Origin of the sequence: Krasilnikovia sp. MM14-A1004, assembly GCF_047159485.1 — a bacterium.
GTDB lineage: Bacteria > Actinomycetota > Actinomycetes > Mycobacteriales > Micromonosporaceae > Actinoplanes.
This window is the reverse complement of sequence record NZ_AP038773.1, coordinates 1,657,443-1,683,068: the sequence shown is the minus strand read 5'-3', so window position 1 is coordinate 1,683,068 and position 25,626 is coordinate 1,657,443. Positions and strand designations below refer to the sequence as shown.

Here is a 25,626-nt window from a genome sequence, read left to right as displayed (position 1 = left end):
CCCGCCTACGCGTCGAGGGCGGCGCGCAGGCGGCCACCGTGCTGGGCCAGCAGCGCACGCGCAGCGGCCACGTCGACCCCGCGGACAAGGTGGACGATCGCGGGTTTGACCTCGCCCGCAGCGGCGTCGAGCGCCGCCGCGGCGGCATCGGCCGGGGCTCCGGCCGCCTGCGCCACGATCCGCGCCGCCCGCACGCGCAGCTTGTCGTTGGTGGCGCGCAGATCCACCATGAGGTCTCCATAGGTGCGGCCGAGCCGGACCATCACGACCGTAGAGATCATGTTGAGTACGAGCTTCTGAGCCGTGCCCGCCTTGAGCCGGGTGGATCCGCTGAGCAGCTCCGGCCCGACCACGACCTCGATCATGTGGTCGGCCACCCCGGCGAGAGGCGAACCGGGCGAGCAGGCGACACCCACACCGAGCGCCCCGCGTCCCCGCGCGTGCGCGGCCGCGGCCACCGCGTACGGCGTGCGACCCGAGGCCGTGACCGCGACCACGCAGTCGCGCTCCGCGACCCGCAGCCGGTCGAGATCGGCCACGGCCGCGGCAGCGTCGTCCTCCGCGTCCTCGACGGCCGCGGTCATCGCCTGCGCACCGCCGGCGATCAGCCCGACGACCGTACCGGGCGTGACGCCGAAGGTGGGTGGGCACTCACTCGCGTCCAGGACGCCCAGCCGGCCGGCGGTTCCCGCGCCGGCATAGATGAGCCGCCCGCCGCGCGCCATCCGGGCGGCGATCGCGTCGATCGCCGTCGCGATACGTGGCAGCGCACGCTCGACGGCCGCGGTCACCGACGCCTCGTCCGCATGCATCAATGCCACCAACTCGCCGGTCGGTCGCAGATCCAGGTCGGTCAGATCCGGACGGCGGCCCTCGGTGACCAGCGCGGACAGCGTCAGGTCCAGGCCTCCACCGCGCGGCACTGTCACTCCGGACCGGTGAGCGCCGGGGCCACCAGCACGCGCGCACCGGCCTGTTCCAGCGCGCGCACGGCGCTCGGATCGGCGTCCGAGTCGGTGATGACGGCGGTGACCGCGGACAGTACGCACACCCGGCCCACCGCGATCTGGCCCAACTTGGCAGAGTCGGCCAGCACATAAGTCTCCGCTGCCTGGCGGAGTATCGCCTGCCGCAGCGGGATCTCATCGAGGCGGTCGCTGGTGACGCCGGCCTTCGGGTGGACGCCGGTGGCGGCGATGAACGCGCGGTCGGCGAAGAACTGGTCGAGGAAGCGTTCGACGCTCGGGCCCGTGCAGGCCAGATCGGCGCGGCGCAGCTGCCCGCCGGCGAGGTGCACCTCGACGCCCTCCCGGCCGGTGAGCTCGGCGGCGACGGGCACCGAGCAGCACAGCACCCGGCCAGCGAACGTGGCGGGCAGCGCCCGCGCGGTCTCCGCGACAGTGGTGCCCAGGTCCAGGATGACCGTGTCGCCGGGCTCGACGAGTGCGGCCGCGGTCGTGGCGATCGCCCGCTTCGGATCCAGGCGGACGACGGGGCGCTCGTCGAGCGCGCTCTCCCAGCCGCGCTCCTCCTGGGCGACCGCGCCGCCGTAGACGCGGCGCAGCAGTCCCCGCTCCTCCAGCACCTGCAGGTCGCGGCGGATCGTCTCGCCCGACACCGAGAACCGGTGCGCCAGATCCTCGACGCGGACCCGGGTGTCCCGGCGCAGCTGCGCCGCGATCTGCAGACGACGCTCCTCGGGCAACGCCGCAGCGAACAGTTCTTCCTTCATGTGCGGCGACTCCGCAAGGTGACGGTCCCGTGGGGCACCGCGGCGGCGGTACGCCAGAAAACTATCGACGGCACGGGGTTTTAGTCAAGAGTAGTCATGGATTATTGTGGACTATGTCCCGACACGCGCGGACGCAGCCGTCTGGTCAGGAGTACGCGATGCCGAATGGCCTCGTGCTGGGGATCGACGCCGGCACCAGCCTCGTGGAAGCCGTGTGCGCGACGACCGACGGCGAGGTGGTCGGTCGTGGCCGGTCGGGTTCGGCGAACGCGATGGTGCTGCCCGTCGCCGAGGTCGTCGCGCATCTCAGCTCGGCCGCCCGGCAGGCACTGTCCGCTGTGGATCCCGAGCAGATCACCGTCGTCGTCGTCGGCGCGGCCGGCATGCTCCGCTTCACCCGCGGCGCCGCCGTCGGCCCGCTGGCCGGGGTCTGGCGGTCCTCGGGGCTGACCTGCCCGGTCCGGGTGCTCGCCGACGCGGTGACCGCGTTCGCCGCGGGAACACCGCACGGACACGGTTCGGTGCTGATCGCCGACATCGGCGCGATCGCCGCCCGGATCGGCGCCGAGGAGGTGCTGGAACGGGTCGACGGAAACGGCTGGCTGGTGGGCGACGACGGATCGGGCTTCTGGCTCGGCCGCCAGGCCGTCCGTGCGGTCTTCGCCGAGCTGGACCATCGCGGCGATCCGACACTGCTGACCGAGGCGGTGCTGGCCACGCTGACCGGCGACGATTCGGTGCCCACCGACCCGGCCGAACGGGTACTCCTGCTGCGGGACACCGTCTACGACGGCCCGCCGATCGCCCTCGCCGGGCTGGCACGGCTGGTCCCCGCGGCCGCCGAGGCCGGCGACCGGGTCGCGCAACGGATCGTGGACCGCGCGGTCACCCTGCTGGTGGACTCGGCGACCTCACTGACCGCCGACGACCCCGACGAGCCGCTGGTGCTCGCCGGATCGCTGTTGTCCGAGGACGGCCCGATCGGCCGCGAGGTGCAGCGACGGCTGGCCTCGCACCATCGCGCTGATCCGCTCCTGGCCGGCAGTTGCGCCGGCGCCGCCGCCTGGCTGGCCGCCTGCAGCGTCACGTCGCACATCGATCCGGTCGCACACGCCCGGCTGACCGCACCCCGGATGTGAACCGGCCGGGCACCGGCCGGTTGCTCAGCCCTTGACGGCACCGGCGGTCAGACCGCCGGCGACCTTGCGCTGCACGAGCATGAAGAAGACCACCACCGGCAACGCGATGAGGGTGGAGCCGGCCATCAGTGGCCCGTATTCGGTCCCCTCGCTGAGGGTGAAGTGGGTCAGCCACAACGGCAGCGTGTAATTGTCCGGGCTGGAGATGAGGAAGTAGGTGAGCATGAACTCGTTCCAGGCCAGGATCATCGTGTAGATCGAGGTGGCGATCAGCCCCGGCAGCAGCAACGGCAGCACGACCCGCACGAACGCGCCGAACCGGCCGCACCCGTCCACCATCGCCGCCTCCTCCAGCTCGACGGGGATGGTGCTGAGGAAACCGCGCAGCGTCCACACCGCGAACGGCATCGCGAAGGCCAGGTAGGCCAGGACCAGGCCGGGAAGGGTGTCGCTCAGCCGCGCGGCGCTGAACATCAGGAACAACGGGATGACCACGGCGTTGAGCGGGACCATCTGCACGATCATGACGGCGAGCAGCAGCGCCCTGCGGCCGCGGAACCGGAAGCGGGCGATCGCCAGCGCCGCCAGGAACGCCACGGCCATGGCCACGAGCACGACCAGCACCGTGACGATCGCGCTGTTGCGCAACGCACGCCAGAACACCGCGTCCGTCACGACCGTACGGAAGTTGGCCAGCGTGGGATGGTGCGGCCAGAACTGGGGAGTGACGGTCTGCATGTCCCGGCCGGGCTTGAACGCGGTGTTCGCCATCCAGTACACGGGGAAGGTCCAGACGCCGGCGACGGTCAGCCCGCACAGCGTCCACACCAGCCTGCTCAGCCGTGCCCGGACGGCCCGCGCCGGTGTCGGGGCGGCGGTCATGGCGTGTCTCCCATCCGCAGGATCTGGCGCAGGTACACGAGCATCGCGCCGAGCAGGAGTGCGACCGTGACGACGGCCAGCGCGGCGGCGTACCCGTAGTCGTGGCTGTAATAGGCCTTCGCGTACGCGTAGATGCCGAGCGTGAAGTAGTCCTTGGTGGGGTTGGACTGGCGCAGCACCCAGATCTGGGTGAACGCCTGGAAGTCCCAGATCACCGACAGTGTGCCCAGCATGAGCAGGATCGGTCGCAGCAGCGGCAGGGTCACCCAGCGCAGCACCTGACCGGGTGACGCGCCGTCGACGCGGGCAGCCTCGATCAGCTCGCGCGGGATCTGGCTGTGCGCGGCGTGCACCGTGATCGCGATGAGGGGGACGGCTCCCCAGACGACCACCGCCGTGGCGACGGCGAAGCCCTGCACATTGTCGAGATACCAGTTGTGTTGCGGCATGCCGAGCAGGTGGTTGATGACGCCGTAGTTGTAGTCGGTCATCCACCCGAACATCTCGGTGGATACGGGATGCGGCACCGCCCAGGCGAGCACCAGGGAGAACGTCATCAACCATCGGCACCAGGCCGGCACCGCCTGCATCAGCAGTGCCACCGCCACGCCCACGACCATGGACAGGACGACCATCGCGGCCGTCACCAGCACCGTGCGCTCCAGGACCGTCCAGAAGAAGCGATCGCCGAAGATCCGGCGGTAGTTGTCCAGACCGGCGAACGGCGGCCCGGCATCGGGGTTGAAGATCTGCGCCAGCCCCCACTGCTGGAAGGACAGGACGACCAGCTTGACCAGCGGATACCCCAGGACGCCGATCAGCACGAGCAACGCGGGCGCGGCCAGCGCGTACGGGGTGAGTCCGGCGCGGCGCCGCCGGCGCCGCGCCCCGGCCACGGTCGAGGGTGGCGCCGGCCGGATCTTCGGCGGGCCGCCCCGCGTACCCGGCCTGCGGGTGGTGCTGGTCGACGCCATGGGCTCTCCACTCCACGGTCCGTCGTCGGCGCTGGACACGTCCTGTGCGGACAGGTCAGGACTGGTTGAGACTCTTCTCGATGGCCGCGTCGGCGGCCCCGGTCGCGTCGGCGATGGGCCGCCCGGACGCCACCTCCACCAACATCTGGTTGATGACCTTGTCCTTCTCCACCTGCGCCCAGTTCGGCGCCGGCGGCACGAACCAGGCGTGTGCGACTGCGGCGGAGAACGCCGCCCGCAACGGGTCCGCCGAGGTGATCGTCGTCGTGTTCGCGAGGAACCCGCCGTCGATGAACTGCTTCTGCCGGTCCGACGACGTGAAGGATCTGATCCACTCTCTGGCCCAGAGGGGGTGTGCCGAAGCCTTGGGCACCGCCAGATCGGAGCCGCCCAGGAACGGTGGCACCAGCCGTCCGGCCGTGGACGGGCTCGGCAGCGCGAAAGTCCCGATCCGGTCCTTCAGCGCCGGGTCGCCCTTGGGGCCGAAGACCGCGCTCATCTGGCCCGACGTGTCGTAGAACATCGCCGCCTCGCCGGAGACGAGCTGGACGTAGGAGTTCACGTTCGTCTTGGTCCGGTCCCCTTTGTAGCCGGCGTCGATGAGCGTCTTCCAGTGCGCCAGCCCGGCCTGCGCCGGTGCGGAGTCCAGCGTGGCGTGCCATCGCCCGTCCGCCGACTGGGTCGCGATCTGGCCGCCCGCGTCGAACACGAACGGCAGTCCACCGTACGGATAGGAGCCGGGCATGTAGAAAGCGGAGAAGTTCGGGTCGGCCGCATGCCTGGCCGCGACCGCCCGTACGTCGGCGAGCAGCTCCGCCCAGGTGGCGGGCGGCCGTGAGATACCGGCGTCCGCGAGGATGTCCTTGCGGTAGATCACGGCCCGGCTGCCGCCGTAGTACGGGACGCAGAACAGCCTGCCGCCCCCCGTGCAGGATGCGGTGAGCCCGTCGAGCCAGGTGGGCGAGTTGTCGAAGCTCGCCCGGTCCGTGGTCAGGTCGGCCAGCGCACCGGCCGCGATGTACTGGGCGGTCTCGCTGTTGCCGAACTCGAGGACGTCCGGCACCGCGCCGGTCTGAGCGGCCGCGTCGAACTTGGTCAGATGATCGGTCCACGACTGGTAGACCACGGTGACCTTGACGTCCGGATAGGTCTGGTGGAATGCCGCCGTCGCGTCCGTGACCGCCTGCGGCCACAGGGTTTGCGCGTCGGTCTGCAGCCACACCGTGATGGCGCCGGGGCCGTTCGGGTCATCGGCCGCCGGGTGGGCGTCGCCGCCCGTGCAGGCCGCCGCGAGCAGCGCGCCGCAGAGCACCGGCGCGAAAACGATCCGTCCTCTCACCGCACACTCCCAGATTCCACATGAGTGAAGGGTTCCTTCGTCGACGGCTGCAGTCCTATGTGTCGTCTGAATCCGTCTCCAGGCCAGACACTTGCAGGCGGCAGGATCCCACGTCAAGAGTCGCGCAGTCTGTTGAGATAGACCGCCAACTCTGCCATGATTCCACAGGAAGCCACAGCACCGTGCGGCGCAGAGGGAGCGCAACGGCATGTCCGGCTCGACCCCCCACCAGGAGCGCCTGGTCCTCGGCCTCGACGTCGGCGGCACATCGACCCGGGCGTTGCTGGCCACCACCACCGGCCGGCGGATCGGTGCCGGACGCTCGGCGGGGGCGAACCCGTCCGCGCACGGGGCCACCGTCGCGGCACACCGGATCGCCTCGGCCGTGGGGAGCGCGTTGCGCGCCTGCGACCCGAGCGCCGTCGAGGCCTGCGTGGTCGGGCTGTCCGGCGCACGCCAGTACGCGGCCGACCCGGACACCGTCCGGGCCTTCGACCGGATCTGGGCGGCGGCCGGGCTCGGCTGCCCGGTGCGGGTGACCAGCGACGTGGCCGTCGCGTTCGCGGCGGGCGCCGCCGAGCCCGCGGGATCGGTACTGATCGCCGGCACGGGCGCGGTGGCGGCGGAGATCCGCGATCGGGAGCCGGTCGCGATCCACGGCGGCCACGGATGGCTGCTCGGCGACGACGGATCGGGTTACTGGATCGGCCGCCAGGCCGTACGGGCCGCGCTGTCCGCCCTGGACGGCCGCTCACCGGAGTCCCCGCTGTCCAGGCTCGTCCTCGGTTGGTATCTCGACACCGCCGACGAGCCACTCGCCGCGCGGTCGGCCGCCGTCGGTCGCCACTCGGATCGAGGGTCCTCGGCGACTCTGATCCGCGAGGTCAACCGGCGCCCGCCGACATCGCTCGCGGACATCGCCCCGCTGGTGATGCGGGCCCACGACATCGGCGACGCGGCCGCCGAATCGATCGTCCGCACGGCCGCCGACCTGCTCATGGTCAACCTCGACCAGGTCGGGCCGACGACCGGTGAGGCACCCGTCGTGCTCGCCGGCGGCCTGCTGGCCCCGGCCGGGCCGGTGCGCGACAGGATCGTGTCGGCCATCCTCGAACGATGGCCCGCCGCCGACGTCCGCACCGCCCGGGACGGGTCTGCGGCGGCCGCCTGGCTCGCCGCGCTGCCGTTGGTGGCGGGGGAAACAGAGGCGGATGCGCTGCACGCGCGGCTGGTCTCCCCCGGGCGATGAGGGCGACGCCGGTGCGTTCCGGTCGCCGGCCACTCATCGTCCCTGCCGCGGACGGGACGTCTGCCGTGGACGCCGCCGGGTGACAGCGTCCACGGCAGACCGGTCAGCGGGTCAGGCGAACGAGCCGATTCCCTGGTCGCCGATGTGGATGAAGTGGTCGGGCCACGAGACGTGGAACGACGGGTGGCCGTTGGAGGTGTCGGCCGCTCCCGATGTCGTCATGCGCAACGTGGAGAAGCTGCTGTCCTCCCGCAGGTTGTACTGGGCCAGGTCGATCGATCCGTCGGCGTTGACGGCGGTCACGTAGGCGACATGACCCACCGCGAACGTGCCGCCGTTGCCGCCGTTGTCCCATTGCGCGACCGCACCCACGTGCGGCGACCGATCGACCAGGTATCCGGCGGCTCCGGCGGTGATGCTCCAGTCGCCGGCGTTTCCCCAGGTCTCGCGGACCGGGCCGAGGGCAAGGCCGTCGGAGGGGAACCAGCCCCGCGTCGGGATGTCCGCCGGGTGCTGGTCGCCGCCGTAGTTCTTGTACACCATCCACGCGGCGAACGACACGCACTGGCCGTATCCCATGCCCCACTGGTCGCCGCCCTGGCTGATCGTCAGGCCCGCCCACGGGTAGTCCAGGACGTCGGGCGGCCCGCTGCTCGACGTGTTGGGCGCGAACTTCTTCAGCTGGTCGTAGGAGCCGTTGAACAGGTCCAGGTCGACGTCGCCGCCGATGCCCGGAACCCGTCCGGTGCTGCTGTGCTGCCAGAAGGTCTGCCAGGGCCAGCCGCCGGGGATCGAGGGCTTGCTGACCCCGTAGTTCGCGATCCACAGTGGGTTCGTCTGCGAGAACCGGGTGGTGTCGGCCACGCAGTCCCGCCAGAAGTTCGGCGAGGCGTAGATGACCATGTCCTGGCCGGTGCGCGACTTGACAGTCGAGGCGAAGCCGGCGATGTAGTTGATCCACGTCGTCGAGGACAGGCCGTCGCAGGCGCCCTGGTTGGGGTTCTGCTCGACGTCGAGCACGGGCGGCAGTGACCAGCCGTCGGCGCGGTAGCCGATCTGGTCGAGGAACCAGGCGGCGTGCGTGGGTCCGGTCTCGAATACCGGCTCGGCGAAGAAGTACGCCCCGCGCAACAGTCCGGCGTTGCGTGCGCCGCTCATCTGCTGGGCGAAGTACGGGTTCTTGACGGTTCCGTCGGCGGCGGCGACATAGGCGAACCGGTAACCGGCCGAGGCGACCTGGCTCCAGTTGATGGACGGCTGGTACCGCGACACGTCGATGCCGGCGACGGTCGCCGCGGCCGCCGCGGGCGCGGTGAGTGGGGGCAGTAGTGGCGCGGCCATCGCGGTCAGCACGAGGACCGCGAGTCTGGCCAGGAGAGATCTGCGTGTATGCATGGGGATACTCCGGCTGTGGGGACGGGTGGAGTATTAGGGGCCCCTGAAACGCTGATCAGCAATCCACATTATTCGATGAAAGTTCACATCAGTAAAGTGCTGTCGCCAGATTTGTGGCGCCGCTTGGCCCGATTAAGGCTGATTTGCGTCCATCTCTGGGCGTTCAGCTTCCACAACAATCCACTTACCGGCGACGGACTCCGGCCAGCGCCTCCGTCAGCACCGCTGGCGGCAGCGCGTGCGCGACGACGCCGGCGCGACCGGTCATCGTGCGCGCGGCCAGCATCGCGTTGAGGACGGCCTCCTCGGTGGCGTCGACGACGGCCGAGAACAGCGCGGTGATGCGGGAGTCCGCGAGCATGCGGATCCGGTGCTCGGACGGGCCGCGGTCATGGTCGCCGGTCAGCCCGGCGTTGCCCGTGGCGAAGGCGAGGAAAAGGTCGCCGCTGTGGTGCTCACCGACCGCGCCGAGCCGGGCGAGACCCAGCGGCGCCCGGCGTGCGAGCCGGGCGCACTGGTGGGGCAGTAGCGGAGCGTCGGTGGCGATGACGCCGATGATCGAGCCGGCGCCCTCGGGGCGCGCGCCAGGCCCCGGCAGCGGCACCACATCGGGCCCCACCAACTCACCGACCGGGATGCCACCGACGGTGAACCGGGCCCGGCTGCCGTGGTTGGCCTGGACGAGCACGCCGAGGACGAAGCTGCCGTGCTCGTCGGTGACCACGCGGGACGCCGTACCGATGCCGGCCTTGAAGCCGTGGCAGATCGTCCCGGTCCCGCCGCCGACGTTGCCCTCGACGACCCGGCCGGGGCGGGCACCGGCGAGCGCCGCGAGCACGTGCTCGGGCCGTACATGTTGGCCGTTGATGTCGTTGAGGCGGCCGTCCCAGGTCTCTCCGACGACCGGCAGCGACCAGAACTCGGCGTCGGGCCCACGCTGCTCGATCTCCCAGGCCACCAGTGCATCGCGCACGACACCCACGCTGTGGGTGTTCGTCAGGGCGATCGGGGTACTGAGCAGGCCGGTCTCGCGGATCCACTCCAGCCCGGTCAACTCGCCGTTGCCGTTGAGCCGGTGGCAGCCGGCGAAGACGGGGTGGTGGAAGATCTTCGCGGGGCGGGGCAGCAACACGGTGACTCCGGTGCGCACACCGGGCTCGGCGATCAGGGTGGTGTGACCGACCCGTACGCCGGGCACATCCGTGATCGCGTTGGCGTGGCCGGGCGGCCCCCAGCCCGGACCGGGGCCGAGGTCACGCGCGCGCAAGAGCGGAAAGCTGGACGCAGGCCACAGGCACGCGCATCCTCCTCAACGAGGTCCGACGCCTTGGACGGTACGCAAGCGACTATCCCTGCGAATGCATCGTCCAGTCAAGACATCTCGTGGACTGTTGTTGATTCGACCGTGAACGGCGCGGCGATCAACCGCCGATGCCGGTTCGACGCATCGTGGCGGACGTTGTCGGCTTTCGCATCGGTTGTCCGGCTCAGGACCGACGGCGCCCGGCCGAACAGGAGCTTGGGCCGCGTACGTCGACGCTGCCGTGACGGATTCGGAGGCGACGGTGAGCGACCGGGCGGACGAGGCGCTGCTGCCTGCCCCGTTGTCCGCCTACGGCCCGTTGGACGGCCTGGCGGAACAGGTCCACCTGCTGTCACAGAGCGGCCGGGTACCCGAGGCGCTGGACGCCCTGGCGATCTTCGAACCGCTGGCCCGCGCGTTCGGCGACACCAGGACCACCGGATTCCTGCTGCAGTGCCGCCTCTACGCGTACGTCTACCTGGGTCGCTTCCCGGAAGCCATCGAGGTCGGCGAGCAATTGCTGAGCCATCACGAATCGACCGGCTCCACCGTTGCCGTGGCCAAGACCCTCGCCGATCTGGCGGACCTCTTCCTGCGCGCAGAGCGGGTCGGCGACGCGATGAGCCACCTGGCCCGGGCGGGTCTGCTGCTGGAGCAGACCACCGTGCGCAACGACCGGTACGTCGCGGCGCTGGGCTCGCTGGTGCGCGCCGCCACCGGCGCGGACCTCTACGAGACGGCGCACGCCACCTATCAGCAGCTGGTGCGCTGGATGGTGCCGGAGCGGGTCGAGATGACGGCCAGCATCGAACTCATCCACGCCGAGATGCTGCTGCGGTGGGGGCTTCGGCTCGACCAGCTCGGCGACCATCATGAGGCCGGGTCCCGGATCCGGAGCGCGGCCGCCACCTTCGCACGCTGGAGCGAGGCGTACGCGCGCCGAGGGGACCCCGAGGTGGCCGGGCCGTTCATCGCGCTGCACGCCCTGGCGTTGGCCAAGCTCGGCGAGCTGGACCGGGCGCAGCAACTCGCCGCCGACATCGTGCTGCCGCTGCGCCGCGTGGGCGACGCGCACCCGGCCTGGCCCGCCCACCTGGCCCTCGGCCTCGCGCTGCACGCTCGCGGCGACCTGGCCGCCGCCCGCCGGGAAATGGTCGCGGCCGCCGAGATCGTCGAGGTCAGCGGGTCGGACACCCTGCGCCTCATCGTCGATCACGAACTGGCCCGCCTCGCCGTCGACGAGGCCGGCGAACACGCCAGCCGCGACCTGCGCCGCATGATCGAGCGACAGGCCCGCCAACTCTGGCACCTCCGGCTGCAACGCCTCGCCATGCTCCGCCAGGCGCGCCACCGCGAAGAGCACGACCAGGCCCGGCGCGCCGCCGAAGCCGCCTCCCTGCACGACCCCCTCACCGGCCTCGGCAACCGACGCCGCTTCGACCAGCTCGTCACCGACCTCGACACCGGCCGGCTGCCCGCACCCACGGCGCTGCTCTTCATCGACGTCGACAAGTTCAAGAGCATCAACGACACCTACTCACACAGCGCCGGCGACGCCGTCCTCCGCGACATCGCCGCGATCCTGCGCGCCAACTGCCGCGCCGACGACACCCCGATCCGCTACGCCGGCGACGAGTTCGTCGTCTTCCTGCGTACCGACCCCGACGGTGCCCGCCACGTCGCCGAACGCATCCGCGCCACCATCGCCGCCACCACCTACGACGACATCGCCCCCGGACTGCACGTCAGCATCAGCGTCGGCGTCGCCACCCACACCCCCGGCACGCCCGCCCACGACCTCGTCGACACCGCCGACGCCAACCTCTACCAGGCCAAACGCGCCGGCCGCGACCAGGTCGCCGCCTGACGGCTCGCGATCGTCTACCTGATCAGCTGAGCGGCGGTGCCTGGCCCGCGCGTACGAGATCCTGGTACTGCTTGATCGCGCTGGGACTGACGGGAGTTACCCGAACGGCCGTACCGGAGACTCCCCCGGCGTCGACCCGCAAGCCGAGTACGGCGTTGGCTCCGCGCCGGGCCGCCTCCTGTATCACCATCGCCAATACACCTCGCTGTCGCCCGAACGAGTGAAGTGCGTGGTCCGGGGCTGGCACGCGGGCCTACGGTTACTTGCTTGAAGTCCGCCTTGCCTTCGGAGAGGCGAAACTTCGAGGAGGAGCTTCATGTCCGTGCGCATCCGGCGTTGGCGCGAGTCGGGCACGCCGCGGCCGTGGCTGATACTCGCCGTCGCGACGATCGGGCTGGGGCTCGACTATCTCGCCTGGACCCTGCTCGGGCCGCTCGGCCTGCGGGTGTCCGGGCTGGGCGACCCCGACACGCTCGGCAGTCCGGCGTGGTTCGGCGCCCTGCTGGTGGCGATCGGGCTCCTGGCCGGTGTCCCGGCGGGAGTCTGGGCCGACCGCGCCGGCGCCGGCCGCGTGGTCGCCGCGCTCTCTGCCGGGTCCGCGGTCGCCGTGCTCGGCCTCGCCGCGGTGCACACCATGTCGGAATGGGTCGCCGTCGGCATCCTCACTGCGGTGGGCGGCACGACCTTCGGCGCCGGTGGCGCCGCGGTCCTCCAGGCGTACGCGGCACGCGGGCGCGGGCTGGCGCTCGGTGTGTACGGCGCCGGGACCGCACTCGCCTCGGCAGTCGCCGTGATCACCCGGCCGGTGTTCGCCATCGATGGGGACGAGAGCCTGCTCGGCCTGGCGATCCTGCTCGGCTGCTACGCCGTGCTCGCCTGGGTGGTCCTGCCGGACCGGCCGGATCCGGCCGCCCGACGCCTGCAGTCGCGCACCGAAATCGGCGCGTTGCTGCGGACCCCGGCGATCACCCACCTGTCCGCCTGGTACGCCGTGTCCTTCGGCGGCACCGTCGCCCTCGACCTCTACCTGCCGCAATACCTGCACCGCGGGTACGGCTTGACGATGGGCACCGCGTCGGTCTGCGCCGGTGTGTGCTTCGGCCTGACCGCGTTGAGCTGTCCGCTGGGCAGTTGGTGGTGCCGCCGCCGGCAGCCGGTGACACTGCTCGTCGCCTGCCACGCCGCGATCGCGGTGGTGCTGTTCACGCTGGCCTTCCCGCCGCCGTCGATCGCGGTCCCGATGCTGCTGCTCGGCATCCTTGCGGCGAGCCTGGGCGGGATCGGCGGCGCGGCGCTCAGCGTGCTCGGCGGTAGCGTGCCGGTCGGCCGGGCCGCCGCCACGCTGGGCCTGGTATGCGCGGCCGCCGGCCTGCTGGGCCTGCTGCCGCCACTGCTGCTGGCCTCCACCGACTACCTCGACGGCTCGTACGCGATCGCCTTGACGCTGCTGGCCGTCGCCGCGCTGGCCGCCGCCGTACGCCTGCACCGCCGCCGCCGGTGGATCAGCGCCGCCGCCACCTTCCCGGCGATCGCCGTACCCGAATCCGGCACCGCCACCACCGTCGTGGCCGTCTCGGCACGGGACATCGGCCCGCACCTCACCGAGGTGGTACGGGCGCTGAGCTCGCTCGCCGGCACCGACGAGCTGACCATCGCGTACGCCACGACCGCCGGGAACGACGGCAGCGACCTGGTGGCCGCGCTACGCGAACAGCTGCCCGGCCACAGCGTGCTGGCCGTGGTGACCGCCACCCCACCACACCCGCACGAACAGGACCTCATCGCCGACCTGCTCAACAGCGGAGCGGTGCCCGTCGCGGTCCTGCCGGACACCGACCCCGCATCGAGCGCCCTCGCCCTCGCCGCCCACCTCGACGCCGACCGGGTGCTGTCCGTGACCGCCCAGCAGACCCTGCGGCTGGGCACACCGCTCCGCTCGCTCGCCGACGGCGACACACCGATGCCGTCCACCGCCTGAGGCGCGATCGACCCGGTATGGCCCCGGGAGACGCATCGGGTTGATCCGGCAGTTGCAGCGTGATGGTGTCCGGCTGGTGATCCTGACCCGGCTGCAGACCGCGCCCGACGCTGGGCCGATCATCACCCGGACGTGTCGCTCGACTCGACAGACCCATCAGCGAGCCAACGATCCTGATCTACGAGACGTACCCCAGCGCGCGCGGCCGTGGGTGGCGTCGTCCGCCGGGGGCCGTGCGCTGCTGTGGGGTACGCCACCAGGCGGCGTCCGGCGGGGGCTCGCTGCCGATGAGACTGCGGTGAGCCAGCTTGGGGTACATGGAGTGGATGACCGCGCGGCGGGCGCGGAGCAGCTGTCGGCTGCCATTCTCGCGCTGGAGGACCGGGTCGCGGTGGATGCCGCCGCGGGGTATGCCGCCGCGGTGGATCTCGAACGGCGGGCTGCCGCCCTGGGCGACGAGGCCTTGCTCATGCGTGCCCGGTTGTGCTGGATCGACATGGTTCGGCGCACCGGTGACGTCCGGGAAGCAGCCCGGCAGATCAAGGACATCCACAGGTGGGCCCGCAAGCGCGGCGACCGCCGGCTGCAGGCGCGTACGCACCTCGTGTGGGCGAGCATCGAGCGGCTGTCCGGCCACCGGGCCGGGTCGTTGCGGCATGCGGTGAAGGCGGTGGCGTTGCTCGATGAGACGGCCACCGCGCACATGCAGGTCTGGCACCGTCTGCGGCTGGCCGATGCACTGGGCGAGAACAATGACATGGACGCGGCCCGGCCGCGTTACCGTCAAGCCGAGGAACTGTCCCTGGAGCTGCGTGACGGGGAAAGGCTCCTCGTGGTGCTGAACAACTGGGCCTACTCCGAGTACCGGGCCGGCAATCTCCCGCAGGCCGGGGAGGTCGCGCGGCGGATGCAGGACCACGCCGCGGCGCGCGGCTTGCGCCTCGACTCCGACGTGCTGGACACGATCGGGGCGATCCAGGTCGCCAATGACGAGTACGCCGAGGCCGAGCAGACGATGCAGATCTGCATCGCCCGCCACAAGAGCACAGGGGCCAACGACGCCGACGAACTGGCCGAGTACCTGCTGACCCTGGCCCGGGCCCAACGTGGTCTCGGTGAGACCGGCCGCGCCCTGGTGAGCCTGAACTCGGCCCACATGCTGTGCACCGAACGTGGCCTGCGCGAAGTCCTGGTCCGGGTGTATCAGGAGAAGACAGAGCTGCATGCCGCCCGCGGCGAGTACACCGAGGCACTCGCGGCGACGGACGCCTTCTTCGCCGCCCGGGACAGCCTCCCCTCCCCACAGCGGAAACCCCTGCAGGTCATCCTGGACGCACTATTGCGGACCCGCCGAGGTGAGCAAGGGAGCCTGGCCGCAGAATAGGCAGGCGCCGCTGACCGGGGCGTTACGTCAAGCCCACGATGGGTCTCGCTGCCACTTCATTCCCAGCGCTGGAAAGCACCGCCGTTGCAGGGAAGAGTGTAGACACTTCCGCTCGTGTTGCTGTCCAGACAACGACCGGTCGCCACATTGATCCACTGTTGACCGCTGCGCCGCCAGCGCTGGAAGTTCCCACCGTTGCACCCGAGCGTGTAGACGCTTCCGCTGGTATTACTGTCGAGGCACCGACCGGTGGCGTAGTTGCGATGCTCCACCGACGACGAGGAACCGTTCCACGTCCACTTCTGGAAACTGCCACCGTTGCACCCGAGCGTGTAAACATTTCCGCTGGTATTACTGTCCAGGCAGAATTGAGTGGCGACGTCGCGCCACCAGTATGGCCCGGCAGCCTGAGCGGGCCCGATCAGGCCGAAGACGCCCAGCAGGGACGCCACCACCGGAGCCGCCAGCCACGCCTTGCGCTTCATGAAGTCCCCCTTGAGATGAGAAGGTGCCGCCGCGTCAACGCCCTTTCCAGCACGCACTCCCGATCACTGACCGCCGATAGGCTATCAAGAACATCAATATCATTTCGAGGTCCGCCGCTGAGTGATCTCCGTCTTGGCTCAAGGCTGCAACAATCGTCGATAATGCACCCCGATCAGAAGACCGGGACCACGATAATGCTGGATATTGGAAGGGCGACCGTCCATATCGGGGCATGGGCGATCTTCGGCCTGGCCGCTACGATCTCACCGTACGTACAGGAGTGCGCACCATACCGATGACGGTGGATTGACCGTCGCCCCGTGGTCATCGAATCGCCTGAGTGCCAGCAGCGGTGCCAGCGCACCAGCCGGCCCGGTTTGATCGCCAACTGCTCGGACGGGTGGGCCAGCACCGTGCCGGAGATCGTCGCGGCCGGTTTCCCCCTGGCGATCAACAGGTGGGCGGCGGCACCCTTTGCACCAGGACCCATCCGGTCCCAGCTGGAGTCCACGCGGGGTGGCCTGATCGCTGGCGGACTTCCCTGAAGTCGCGATGCCGGCGGGCCGGCATTGGAGGGGTTGTGATGCTCGGCCACGACGCCACCGGACATGGGCGCAGCCGTGACGGGAGGACAGAGGCGCAGGCCGGGGCGCTCCCAGCGCCCGTCACCCGGATCCGCACCCGGGATCCGGACGAGCACTACGCCTGGCTGGCTGCCCGCTACCCGGACCACCCGCGCCGGGTCTGGGCGCGGGCGCGGGGGTTCGAGTTCGCCACGGAGTCCGCGCAGCGCGGTGGCCTGGCCACCGCCGATTTCCGGTACACCGCGGCGACCGGACACGTCGAGTGGCCACCGGCGCCTTATGTCGTGGCGGGACAGGTGTACTCCGGGCGGTGGTTGGTGCGCTGGCACGGTACGGAGGTGCGGGTGGGCGAGGACGGCGCGTTGCTGGTCCCGCCCGACGGCTGCGCCCTGGTCAACGACTGCTGCGGGAATGCCACGGTCCGGGTGAACCTGGACGTGCTGCTGCGGGTCGCCCGCGAGCAGACCGGACTGGACGCGTCGCAGGTGCGCTTCACCGGCGTGCAACCGATCTCTGCGGCCGGTCGGCGGCACTGGCGAGCCACCTTGGACTTCGTACGGCGCGGCCTCTACGCCGACACGCTAGCGGCGCCGCTGGTGCTGGCCGCCGCGGAGCAAGTGGTCGCGTCCAGCCTGCTGGCCGTCTTCCCGAACACCACCATGACCACCGAGGCGCACACCCCGCGCGGCCCAGCGGTCCCCGCTCCGGTGCGCCGGGCGATGGCGTTCATCGACGCTCACGCCAGTGAGCCGATCACCCTGACCGACATCGCCGCCGCGGCCCGGGTGTTGCCACCCACCCTGCAGGCGGCGTGTCACCGCCACCGTGACACCACCGCCACCGCCTACCTGCGCCGGGCGCGGCTGCAGCACGCCCACGAGCAGCTGCTGGCCGCGCAGCCCGGCGACGGCACCACCATCGCCGTGGTGGCAGCACGCTGGGGTTTCCCCAGCCCGCACCGGTTCGCCGCCTACTACCGGCAGGTGTACGGCCGGCCGCCGGCCCAGACACTACGCACCGGCCACCCCACCGCGAGAAGGTAGGCGGAATGGACTCCACCACCGTCACTGGAAAACCGTCGGGACACAGAGTCGAGTTCACCACCACCGACCCCGACCAGGCCGGGGCCTACCTGAGCACGGCGCACGCCGCCACCACCATCACGAACGTCCCCCGCGCCTACCGGTTCCGGCACGTGCGGCTCGACGCCGGACCGTTCTCCCTCGACACCCTCGACCACCAGGCGAGCACCGACTACGACTGTGGCCCCTTCACGATGGTTTCCGTCGCCCGGGTCCACCGTGGGCTGCGCACCGACCGTGACCTCGGCGAGTGTCTCGGCCCGGGCGGCCTGGTCCTGCACGCCCCACCCAGCCGCCGCTACCACCTGCGCCAGGAATCGGTGCTCTGGTCGCTGGTGACCATGACGCCGCAGAGCGTCGCCGAGGTGGCCCGCAACCGGCCCGACGACCCCGCGCCCCCGCTGCGCTTCGCCTCGACCCATCCCGTCAGTGCCGCCGCCGCCCGCGGTTGGCTGCAGGTGGTCGGCTACGTCACCGGCACACTGAACAGTTGCCCCGGGTTCATCGACCATCCACTCATGGCCGGCCCGTTCACCCGGCTGCTCGCCGCGAGCCTACTCACCACCTTCCCCAACACCAGCGTCACCGAGCCCGCTGCCGCTGACCGCACCGACGCCACCCCCGCTGCCCTGTCCCGCGCCATCGCGTACATCGACACCAACGCCGGCCTCGACATCACCCTGATCGACATCGCCCGCGCCGCCCGCGTCAGCGCCCGCGCCCTCCAACGCGCCTTCCGCCGCCACCTCGACACCACCCCCACCGCCTACCTACGCCGCGTCCGGCTCGACCACGCCCACCAGCAGCTACAGGGCGCACAGCCCGGCGACGGCACCACCATCGCCACGGTCGCCGCCCAATGGGGCTACGCCCACCCCACCCGGTTCACCAACCACTACCGCCGCACATACCGCCAACCCACCCCGCCGCACCTGCGCGACTGACCACAGCCCAGCCGGAACAGACCATGAACGCGCATGTCCTCACCCGGTTGCGTGCCCTGCCAGCACCCGGCAGGTACCCGAAATGCACCTCGCCGGTCCGGCACAGTCTGAAGTTTGGTCAGCTTGGGCAGCCCGCCGCCGATAGGGCCATGAAGATGGGGGTGGGCTGGTGACATTCGGCGGGGCTGACGCGCAGGAGCTCTCGGCTGCCCTGCTGGAACTGGAGGATCACCGCATCCTGGATGCCGATGCTGCCAGCGTCACCACCACGAGAGTCGAGCGGCGGGCCGCGGCGCTGGGCGACGAGCGTCTGCTCATGCGCGCACGTTACGTCCGCGCGCTCCTGATCCGGAGATCCGGCGACATTGCGGGCTCGATCCGGCAATGCGATGAGGTCCTCAACTGGGCCACCGAGCACCGGGATCGGCGGCTGCAGGCCCGCGCTCACACGGCGTTGTCGGCCACGATGGATATATCCGGCGACATCGCGGGGGCCCTGGAACACGCGCTCAGCGCGGTCGAGCTACTCGATGAGACCGCCACCCCGTATATGCACGTCGCGGCCCGCTGCCAGCTGGCCGGCACCCTGAGTCAGAGCGGCGACATGGCCGCGGCACGGGTGCGCTACCAGCAGGCCGAGGAGATGGCCCGCAAGCTGCAGGAGCGAGACTGGGACCAGCTCCTTCTGGCGCTCAACAACTGGGCATGCGACGAGTACGACGCTGGTGAGCTGCTGCGGGCCGGCGAGGTCGCCGACCGAATGCAGAAGCACGCCAGTAAGCACGGCCTCGAACTCAATCCCCAGATGCTCGACACGATCGCCGGTATCCAGATCGCTAATGGCGAGTACGCGGAAGCGGAGCAGGTCCTCCTGGTCTGCATCTCCCGGCACGAAGCCGGGAAGACGGACACGGACGCTGATTTCCTCGCCAATTATCTGCTGACCCTGGCCCGGGCCCAGCGGGGCCTGGACGCCACCGGCCGCGCCCAGCAGAGCCTCGACGCCGCCCGCCGCCTGTGCACCGACCGCGGGCTGCTCGGCGTCCTGGTCCAGGTGCATCAGGAACAGGCGGAGCTACACGCCGCCTGCGGCGACTACGCCCGGGCTTTCGCCGCGCAGAAGGTCTGCTTGGCCGCCCGCGAGGACCAGCTCGCGCGGCAGGAGCAAGAGAAGGCGCTGACCCGCCACGCCAAATTCGAGACCACCGAGGCCCGCGACGAAGCCGACCGCTTCCGCGAGCAAGCCCGGCGCGACCCACTGACCGGGCTACATAACCGCCGCTACGCCGATGAGGAACTACCCGCCCTCATCGCTGCCGACCCCGACCTGTGCCTGGCCATCGTCGACATTGACCACTTCAAGCGGATCAACGACCAGCTCTCCCACGAGACGGGCGACCAGGTCCTCATCCAGGTCGCCAAGATCCTGGACACCGAACTCGCCGCCGCCAGCCCCGGCGGCTTCACCGCCCGCCTCGGTGGCGAAGAGTTCCTCCTCGTCCTGCCCAACACCCTGATCACCACCGCGGTCAGGCAACTCGACGAAGTCCGGCAAGCGGTCGCCGGCCATGACTGGCGCGGAACCACCAGCGGACTACCCGTCACCGTCAGCATCGGCGTCACAGCCGTCCGGGAAACCACACCCCATGATCAGACCAGCGCCCTGGCCACCGCCGACCGCAACCTCTACGCCGCCAAACACGCCGGACGCAACCGCGTCGTCACCGGAACACCACCCGAGCCCCGCCCCCGGGCCTACCGCGACCGCGAAGCCGGATTGATCACTCCGGGGCCAACGGACAAACAGCGTGCCTAGTACTGCAACGGACGCCGCTGCGGCGCCTCGGTCACCCGGTCGAAAGGCCGAGCGGCCGCCGTTGGGATCAGGGTAGGGTCCGGCACTCAGGGGCCGATGGCACGGGAGGCGTGATGGATGAGCGTACGGCCGAGTTCGTGGCGGTGTTCCGCGACTTCCTCGACGAGGTCGTCCACGCGCAGCGGGAAACCGAGGCGCACGACGATGCCGCGCTGATCCCGATTCTGCGGGAGCACCTCGGCGTCGATCCGGCCCGGCTGCCGGTGGTGACCGAGGAGATCCCGGCACACCTGTTCGTCGACCTCGACATCGCGCTCGCCGAAATCCAGGAACGCGGTCCGGGGCATCGTCTGGTCGGGATCGGTGGCGGGGAGCAGCGCCGGCACCACTCGCTGAGCGAAATCCTGGAGCTGTCTGGACGCTACGGCCAGTTCCCGACCGCGCCGGTGGACTACCGCAGCCTGGCCACCGGCCCGGACGACACGCGCCAAGCGATCTCGTTCGGGCTCCGCCTGTTCACCTTCGACGGGATCCCGGTCGTGGTCCTGCAGCGCGGCCCGGAGCCGCGATACGAACACGCCTCCCGCATGGAGATCCTGACCCCGGCCGAGGGCGTCGCCGCCCAGCTCATCAGCACCGTACGGACTCTGATGCGGGAACGATCCGTGTTCCGCGGCCAGGTCCTGTCGCTCGGGGCATCCGACTACGAAGCCGGCATCGGCGGCATCACGTTCCATCGTCGGCCGACGCTCGCGGACGCCGATCTGGTGCTGCCCGACGGTGTGCTGGACCGCGTCCGCCGGCACGTCGCCGGAGTGGCCCGGCATCGTGACCGGCTGCGCGCCGCCGGTCAACACCTCAAGCGCGGACTGCTGCTGCACGGCCCGCCCGGCACCGGGAAGACGCACACCATCCGGTATTTGCTCGGCGCGCTACCCGAACTGACCGTGGTGCTGCTGGCCGGACCGTCGATCCGGTTCGTGACCGAGGCCGCGCAGCTGGCGCGGGCGCTGCAGCCCGCGCTCGTCGTACTCGAGGACTGCGACCTCGTCGCCGAGGACCGCGATTTCCACGCTGGCGCCCAGCCGTTGCTGTTCGCCGTGCTGGAGGCGCTCGACGGACTCGATGACGACGCGGACGTGGCGTTCCTGCTCACCACGAACCGGGTCGACGCCCTCGAACCGGCCCTGGCCCAGCGGCCGGGGCGCGTGGACCTCGCGGTGGAGGTGCCGCTGCCCGATGAGGCCGCGCGCCGCCGGCTGATCGCCCTGTACGCGCGACAGCTGCCGTTCACCCCGGACGCGCTGGACCTGGCAGCCCGGCGTACGGAGGGCACGACAGCGTCCTTCACCAAGGAACTCGTGCGCCGCGCCGTACTCATCGCCGCGGAGGCCGGACATGCCACCGCAGACGACGACCTGGCACAGGCCCTCGACGAGATGCTTTCCGAAACCCATGCCATCACCCGATCACTGCTCGGCGGCGAACCGGCGACCAACGACGCCTTCGGACGCTAGTCCGGCATCCACTGCCCCCAGCGGACCGCCCGACCACTCCCCCACGTACGGCAGGTCAGCAGGAAGCCGACGACGAGTAGCACCGCCGTCAGCAGCCGCAGCCCACCAGACTGTGCCCATTGTGGTCTTGGTGGACAACCGCTTGCATCCGAGTAGATCAGCGGCGGTTCCGGGGAGGGACAGCCCTACTCGACCCACTCGACCTTGCAGCGAGATCCGCGCTCGGTTCGTTATGCTTGCACCGTGACTTTGGCCGACGAGATCGTCCGTAGCCGGTACGTCAGCCTCACCACCTATCGCAAGAACGGCACACCTGTAACCACGCCGGTCTGGCACGTACCGCGGAACACTGAACTCTGGATCGTGACCGAAGCGGACTCGGGCAAGGTCAAGCGGATCAGAAACAACCCGCAGGTGCGGGTGACACCGTGCTCCATACGCGGGACTGTGGCGCCGGATGCGCCGAGCGCGGTGGGCACGGCACGGTTGCTGGACGACGACGGGACGGCACAGGCCCGCGAGCTGCTGGCCCGCCGGTACCTCATGTCGCGGGCGGGGAACTGGTTCGCTCGCCTGCTGCGGCTGCGCCGCCCCCGGTGATCGGAATCATCGTGTCCTTCTGATGGCCGAGCTGGTTGGCCAGAGCCGAGTCGACCGGTTCCTTCCGCGTTCACGCCGGTGCCCTGCGGTAGATTCGCCGCGCTACGACCGGCGACGGGAAGGTCTTGCGGGGATGGACGCCAGCACCGAGGAACTGCGAGATGCGCACGACGTGCTCTCGGAGTGGTACGCGAAGAACCTGGTCGGGGTGCTCGAAAGCATGCCGGTGGAACGGGCGATGCTCGACCTGTTCGCCGAACTGACCCTGGCCGTGGGTGCGGAGGTCGCGGACGTGGGTTGCGGTGCCGGACGGCTTCTTCCCTACCTCGCGGAGAGGGGTCTGTCACCGCGCGGTGTGGATCTGTCGCCAGGGATGATCGAGGTGGCGCGGCGGGAACACCCTGGTTTCGCCTACGACGTTGCTAATCTGCGCGAGCTGCCGTTCGAGGACGCGTCGCTGGCGGGTGTGGTGTGCTGGTTTTCGTTGATCTACCTTGCACCGGGCTCCAGGGCATCTGCGTTCGCCGAGCTCGCCCGAGTCCTCAAGCCGGACGGATACCTGGTGGCAGCGTTCAAGCATGGCGACGGCACCCTGCGCCGCAACGGTCCCGGCAGCCGGGTCGGACGTCTCGGCCTCGACTTCGATCGGTACTGGCTCTCGGCAGCAGAGATGGAAGAACGCTTCGCAGCCACCGGTCTCGGCCCGGTCTTCCAAGGCAGCACTCCTCCCGAGGGTACGGAGCCCCCGTACGGCTACATGCTGGTCCGCAAGACCGGCTCCAAAGGCGCGTAGCAGCCTTGGCCATCAGCCTGGCGGGGTTCTCGCGGTCCGAAACCCCAGCCCACACGAACTCCGGGAAGTCAACGCGCGGTATCGGACAGCTGGGCGTATTGGAGAACATCTTCCACGGATTCGGCCGAGTCGGGCACGAAATCGTTTTCGTCTTCGGCTGCCACGTTGCCGACCATGCCATCTACGAGCGCGATGCCGTTGGCGAGATTCTCGACGATGCAGGCACCAAGGTCATGTGGCGGTCGCTGAACAGCTTCAACGCCGACAACCCGCTGTACCCTGCCGGCCTCACCGCCCTGCTCCGCGGGGAGTAGTCCGGGTCGGTACCCGTTGCGTTTAGAGTCGCGATCTGGCACATGCCTCTTCGCACGGCACCACAACAGCGAGCACGAGCGGGCTGCCGATTGGCATCGGCGCGTGCTCCAGCGACTGCAACCCAGGGTCGAGGCTCTCCGGCCGGAACCGCTGCAGGGCCGTGTTCAGATGATCGCTAGCAGCGGATCGGGCGGCGACGAGCATCACCGGCACGAGCAGGGCCTCGCCCCGAGACCTGGCGGGACCAGGTCGCAGCCACGATCGGGCTCCCGTGCGGTGCCAGTCCACCCCGATGCAGCTGATGATGGCCGTAATGAGCGGCGCTACCCCGGAGGCAGTTGAGAGGGGCGGCTCGTAACGGTCCATCACGTGGCATCAGCAGCGGCTGACATCACCAACAATCGCCGACACAGCTCAACCCCACCTCAAGCCGAACTCTGGCTTCACTACCGATCCAGATGTTCAGCGACAGCCGATCGTCAGAAGGTGACGACGGCGCTGGGAGTGGCCTGCCGCCGCGCACCCGCCCCGCGACCGCAAGCGCGGTTCCCGCTGGCGTGACTCAGTGCGTGAGGTTGAGCGGGGCCACCCACCCGTTGCCGCCAGACACGCCGCCCACCGCATAGACGTCTCGGCCGTCGGGGCTGGTGAGGACGGAGTTCGCGTTCGTCAGGCCGAGCCCGGTGGAGCAGCCGCCCGCCCCACCGACCGCGATGCACCCCGCAGTGCCGCTCAGCTGCGTGAGAACGCCGGTGCTGTTGTCGTGCCGGAACGCGGCGACCGCATTACTACTGTTCCCCGCCACGAACGCGAACAGGCCATCGTCGCTGAACGTCATCGAACTCGGGCCGTTGATGGCCCGGGCGCTGGTGCACGCGCTGACCGCGGTGCCGCCGGACAGATAGAGGCAGGCGTCCGGGCTGGCCAGCTGGGTGAGTACGCCGGTGCCGGTGTTCCGGGTGAACGCCGCCACGGTGTCACCGTTCAGCGCCATCACGTACACGCTGCGACCGTCGGGGGCGACCGTCACGCCGTACGCCGTGGAGAGGCCCTTGGCGGACGTGCAGCCGGTGATGGCGGTGGCGCCGCTGTCGTACAGGCAGGCGTTCGGGCTGCTGGCCTGGGTGAGGGCGCCGGTGGAGGTGTTTCGCTGGAACACCGCCACGGCGTTGCTGGCGAACGACGCCACGTACAGGCTGGTTCCGTCGGGTGACATGGCGATGTAGCGGGGCTGGCTGAGCCCCTTGCCGGTGGTGCAGCCGGAGACGGTGGCGTTGGTGATGCACCCCGCGGTGCCGGCCTGCTGGGTGAGGACACCGGTGGTGGAGTTGCGGTCGAAGACGGTCAGGGAGTTGGAGGTGTACGACGTCACGTACACGTTCGCGCCGTCCGGGCTCACCGCCACGCCGACAGCTCCGTCGATCTGGCGGGCCGAGGTGCAGCCGGTGATGCTGGCTGCGCCACTGTCGTACAGGCACTTGTTGGGGCTGGCCAGGGGGGTCAGCACGCCCGTGCTCGAGTCACGGGACAGCTCGGCGACCGTCTTGCTGGTGTAGCCGGGGGCGTACACGTGCTTGCCGTCCGGGCTGATGGCCACGTCGTAGACGTAGTTGAGCAGGCCGGACGCCGCGGTGCAGCCGCTGACGGTGCCGTTGCTCAGGCACTTGTTCGGGCTGGCCAGCTGGGTCAGGGCGCCGGTCGTCGCGTTGCGGGAGAACATCGCGATGCCACTGTTCGTGGCGTCGGACACGGTGCCGACGTACACATGCTTGCCGTCGGGGCTGACCACGGCGCTCTTGCCGTTGACGATGCCGGTCGCCGCGGTGCAGCTCCCCGACCCGTCGTTGCTGAAACAGCCGGCGGTCTGGGTGAGGCCGAACGTGGCGCGTGCGGTGAACGACGACGCGGGACCTGTCGTGGTGGCCGAGAAGGCGGCCAGGCTCGTGGGCAGCAGGCCCAGCCCGGCCAGGGTCAGCATCACCAGCAGGGCGAGCCCGGCACGCAGGCCGTGGCGGGTGCGACCGGGTCGCGCCGCGCGGCGCCGTTTCGGGCGAGCCCACGATGCGCCGCCAGCCATGAGCCCTCCCTCCGGGTCTACGTCGGCCGGGATGCGCCGGACATGAGAGTTCTCGATCGTTCGGGCGCGGGCCGGACGCTGCCGGCTCGGCTCAGCCCGGGCCGGCAGCGTCCGGGCGAGGACCGCCACCCCGGCGACCGGAGGGCCGATCGCCACCGAGCCGCAGTACG

The 25,626-nt window shown here is 70.4% G+C and carries 22 protein-coding genes; 12 read left to right on the top strand and 10 right to left on the bottom strand.

What is annotated here, in order from left to right:
* Nucleotides 1-5 precede the first annotated feature (5 nt).
* The gene (murQ, locus tag ACMCNN_RS07735; protein ID WP_412745489.1) at nt 6-923 is read right to left on the bottom strand and encodes an N-acetylmuramic acid 6-phosphate etherase; all 918 of its coding nucleotides are present in this window, start codon (nt 921-923) and stop codon (nt 6-8) included.
* Nucleotides 924-925: 2 nt separating this feature from the next.
* Nucleotides 926-1,732, bottom strand: coding sequence for a DeoR/GlpR family DNA-binding transcription regulator (locus ACMCNN_RS07730; protein WP_412745488.1), 807 nt, complete (start codon nt 1,730-1,732; stop codon nt 926-928).
* A gap of 158 nt (nt 1,733-1,890) precedes the next feature.
* Here ACMCNN_RS07730 and ACMCNN_RS07725 point away from each other — a divergent pair, with 158 nt between their 5' ends.
* Nucleotides 1,891-2,871 carry an N-acetylglucosamine kinase gene (locus ACMCNN_RS07725; RefSeq protein WP_412745487.1) on the top strand — a complete coding sequence of 327 codons (981 nt, stop codon included), beginning with the start codon at nt 1,891-1,893 and terminating at the stop codon, nt 2,869-2,871.
* Between the two features lie 24 nt (nt 2,872-2,895).
* Here ACMCNN_RS07725 and ACMCNN_RS07720 read toward each other — a convergent pair whose 3' ends face one another.
* The 3 genes from ACMCNN_RS07720 to ACMCNN_RS07710 are packed head-to-tail and all read right to left on the bottom strand — an operon-like array spanning nt 2,896 to nt 6,066.
* A complete protein-coding gene (locus tag ACMCNN_RS07720) occupies nt 2,896-3,753 on the bottom strand; it encodes a carbohydrate ABC transporter permease (protein WP_412745486.1) in 858 nt (285 codons plus the stop codon).
* Nucleotides 3,750-4,727: a carbohydrate ABC transporter permease gene (locus tag ACMCNN_RS07715; RefSeq protein ID WP_412745485.1), complete on the bottom strand. Its 978-nt coding sequence runs from the start codon at nt 4,725-4,727 to the stop codon at nt 3,750-3,752. The genes ACMCNN_RS07720 and ACMCNN_RS07715 overlap by 4 nt, the downstream gene beginning before the upstream one ends.
* Nucleotides 4,728-4,782: 55 nt before the next feature.
* A complete protein-coding gene (locus ACMCNN_RS07710) occupies nt 4,783-6,066 on the bottom strand; it encodes an extracellular solute-binding protein (protein ID WP_412745484.1) in 1,284 nt (427 codons plus the stop codon).
* A 208-nt stretch (nt 6,067-6,274) separates the two neighbouring features.
* On the opposite strand from ACMCNN_RS07710, the gene ACMCNN_RS07705 reads away from it, so the two are divergent.
* Entirely contained in the window at nt 6,275-7,315 is a 1,041-nt protein-coding gene (locus ACMCNN_RS07705; RefSeq protein ID WP_412745483.1) for an N-acetylglucosamine kinase, read from the top strand.
* A 111-nt stretch (nt 7,316-7,426) separates the two neighbouring features.
* On the opposite strand, the gene ACMCNN_RS07700 is transcribed toward ACMCNN_RS07705, so the two are convergent.
* Both ACMCNN_RS07700 and ACMCNN_RS07695 read right to left on the bottom strand, forming a co-directional pair.
* The gene (locus ACMCNN_RS07700) at nt 7,427-8,710 is read right to left on the bottom strand and encodes a GH25 family lysozyme (protein WP_412745482.1); all 1,284 of its coding nucleotides are present in this window, start codon (nt 8,708-8,710) and stop codon (nt 7,427-7,429) included.
* A 184-nt stretch (nt 8,711-8,894) separates the two neighbouring features.
* Nucleotides 8,895-9,977, bottom strand: a complete 1,083-nt coding sequence (locus ACMCNN_RS07695; RefSeq protein WP_412745481.1) for a P1 family peptidase — start codon at nt 9,975-9,977, stop codon at nt 8,895-8,897.
* Between the two features lie 298 nt (nt 9,978-10,275).
* Between ACMCNN_RS07695 and ACMCNN_RS07690 the strand changes: the two genes are divergently transcribed.
* Nucleotides 10,276-11,880 (top strand): diguanylate cyclase, encoded by a 1,605-nt coding sequence (locus ACMCNN_RS07690; protein WP_412745480.1) that lies wholly within the window; start codon nt 10,276-10,278, stop codon nt 11,878-11,880.
* Nucleotides 11,881-11,902: 22 nt separating this feature from the next.
* Here ACMCNN_RS07690 and ACMCNN_RS07685 read toward each other — a convergent pair whose 3' ends face one another.
* Complete coding sequence (locus tag ACMCNN_RS07685; protein ID WP_412745479.1) at nt 11,903-12,070, bottom strand: hypothetical protein; 168 nt, start codon at nt 12,068-12,070, stop codon at nt 11,903-11,905.
* Nucleotides 12,071-12,196: 126 nt separating this feature from the next.
* On the opposite strand from ACMCNN_RS07685, the gene ACMCNN_RS07680 reads away from it, so the two are divergent.
* Both ACMCNN_RS07680 and ACMCNN_RS07675 read left to right on the top strand, forming a co-directional pair.
* Entirely contained in the window at nt 12,197-13,858 is a 1,662-nt protein-coding gene (locus ACMCNN_RS07680; RefSeq protein ID WP_412745478.1) for an MFS transporter, read from the top strand.
* Nucleotides 13,859-14,180: 322 nt separating this feature from the next.
* Nucleotides 14,181-15,242 carry a hypothetical protein gene (locus ACMCNN_RS07675; RefSeq protein WP_412745477.1) on the top strand — a complete coding sequence of 354 codons (1,062 nt, stop codon included), beginning with the start codon at nt 14,181-14,183 and terminating at the stop codon, nt 15,240-15,242.
* Between the two features lie 56 nt (nt 15,243-15,298).
* Here the strand turns inward: ACMCNN_RS07675 and ACMCNN_RS07670 are convergent, their stop codons facing one another.
* Nucleotides 15,299-15,727 carry an RICIN domain-containing protein gene (locus ACMCNN_RS07670; protein WP_412745476.1) on the bottom strand — a complete coding sequence of 143 codons (429 nt, stop codon included), beginning with the start codon at nt 15,725-15,727 and terminating at the stop codon, nt 15,299-15,301.
* Between the two features lie 584 nt (nt 15,728-16,311).
* Between ACMCNN_RS07670 and ACMCNN_RS07665 the strand changes: the two genes are divergently transcribed.
* From ACMCNN_RS07665 to ACMCNN_RS07635, 7 genes are all read left to right on the top strand, one after another.
* Entirely contained in the window at nt 16,312-17,355 is a 1,044-nt protein-coding gene (locus ACMCNN_RS07665; RefSeq protein ID WP_412745475.1) for a helix-turn-helix domain-containing protein, read from the top strand.
* A 5-nt stretch (nt 17,356-17,360) separates the two neighbouring features.
* Nucleotides 17,361-18,338, top strand: a complete 978-nt coding sequence (locus tag ACMCNN_RS07660; RefSeq protein WP_412745474.1) for a helix-turn-helix domain-containing protein — start codon at nt 17,361-17,363, stop codon at nt 18,336-18,338.
* 169 nt (nt 18,339-18,507) lie between these two features.
* Nucleotides 18,508-20,154, top strand: a complete 1,647-nt coding sequence (locus ACMCNN_RS07655; protein WP_412745473.1) for a diguanylate cyclase — start codon at nt 18,508-18,510, stop codon at nt 20,152-20,154.
* Nucleotides 20,155-20,267: 113 nt separating this feature from the next.
* A complete protein-coding gene (locus tag ACMCNN_RS07650) occupies nt 20,268-21,671 on the top strand; it encodes an AAA family ATPase (RefSeq protein ID WP_412745472.1) in 1,404 nt (467 codons plus the stop codon).
* 243 nt (nt 21,672-21,914) lie between these two features.
* Nucleotides 21,915-22,271 (top strand): PPOX class F420-dependent oxidoreductase, encoded by a 357-nt coding sequence (locus tag ACMCNN_RS07645; RefSeq protein WP_412745471.1) that lies wholly within the window; start codon nt 21,915-21,917, stop codon nt 22,269-22,271.
* 133 nt (nt 22,272-22,404) lie between these two features.
* Nucleotides 22,405-23,064, top strand: a complete 660-nt coding sequence (locus ACMCNN_RS07640) for a class I SAM-dependent methyltransferase (protein ID WP_412745470.1) — start codon at nt 22,405-22,407, stop codon at nt 23,062-23,064.
* Nucleotides 23,065-23,069: 5 nt separating this feature from the next.
* Entirely contained in the window at nt 23,070-23,378 is a 309-nt protein-coding gene (locus ACMCNN_RS07635; RefSeq protein WP_412745469.1) for a hypothetical protein, read from the top strand.
* Between the two features lie 563 nt (nt 23,379-23,941).
* Here ACMCNN_RS07635 and ACMCNN_RS07630 read toward each other — a convergent pair.
* Nucleotides 23,942-25,456 (bottom strand): lactonase family protein, encoded by a 1,515-nt coding sequence (locus ACMCNN_RS07630; protein WP_412745468.1) that lies wholly within the window; start codon nt 25,454-25,456, stop codon nt 23,942-23,944.
* Between the last annotated feature and the right edge of the window lie 170 nt (nt 25,457-25,626).

Excerpts from the sequence above, each read along its gene's own strand:
- ACMCNN_RS07720 (WP_412745486.1), bottom strand. The coding sequence starts at position 3,753 with ATGACCGCCGCCCCGACACCGGCGCGGGCCGTCCGGGCACGGCTGAGC.
- ACMCNN_RS07730 (WP_412745488.1), bottom strand. The coding sequence starts at position 1,732 with ATGAAGGAAGAACTGTTCGCTGCGGCGTTGCCCGAGGAGCGTCGTCTG.
- ACMCNN_RS07670 (WP_412745476.1), bottom strand. The coding sequence starts at position 15,727 with ATGAAGCGCAAGGCGTGGCTGGCGGCTCCGGTGGTGGCGTCCCTGCTG.
- ACMCNN_RS07630 (WP_412745468.1), bottom strand. The coding sequence starts at position 25,456 with ATGGCTGGCGGCGCATCGTGGGCTCGCCCGAAACGGCGCCGCGCGGCG.
- ACMCNN_RS07650 (WP_412745472.1), top strand. The coding sequence starts at position 20,268 with ATGGATGAGCGTACGGCCGAGTTCGTGGCGGTGTTCCGCGACTTCCTC.
- ACMCNN_RS07660 (WP_412745474.1), top strand. The coding sequence starts at position 17,361 with ATGGACTCCACCACCGTCACTGGAAAACCGTCGGGACACAGAGTCGAG.
- ACMCNN_RS07725 (WP_412745487.1), top strand. The coding sequence starts at position 1,891 with ATGCCGAATGGCCTCGTGCTGGGGATCGACGCCGGCACCAGCCTCGTG.
- ACMCNN_RS07640 (WP_412745470.1), top strand. The coding sequence starts at position 22,405 with ATGGACGCCAGCACCGAGGAACTGCGAGATGCGCACGACGTGCTCTCG.
- ACMCNN_RS07685 (WP_412745479.1), bottom strand. The coding sequence starts at position 12,070 with ATGGTGATACAGGAGGCGGCCCGGCGCGGAGCCAACGCCGTACTCGGC.
- ACMCNN_RS07705 (WP_412745483.1), top strand. The coding sequence starts at position 6,275 with ATGTCCGGCTCGACCCCCCACCAGGAGCGCCTGGTCCTCGGCCTCGAC.
- ACMCNN_RS07700 (WP_412745482.1), bottom strand. The coding sequence starts at position 8,710 with ATGCATACACGCAGATCTCTCCTGGCCAGACTCGCGGTCCTCGTGCTG.
- ACMCNN_RS07715 (WP_412745485.1), bottom strand. The coding sequence starts at position 4,727 with ATGGCGTCGACCAGCACCACCCGCAGGCCGGGTACGCGGGGCGGCCCG.
- ACMCNN_RS07680 (WP_412745478.1), top strand. The coding sequence starts at position 12,197 with ATGTCCGTGCGCATCCGGCGTTGGCGCGAGTCGGGCACGCCGCGGCCG.
- ACMCNN_RS07665 (WP_412745475.1), top strand. The coding sequence starts at position 16,312 with ATGCTCGGCCACGACGCCACCGGACATGGGCGCAGCCGTGACGGGAGG.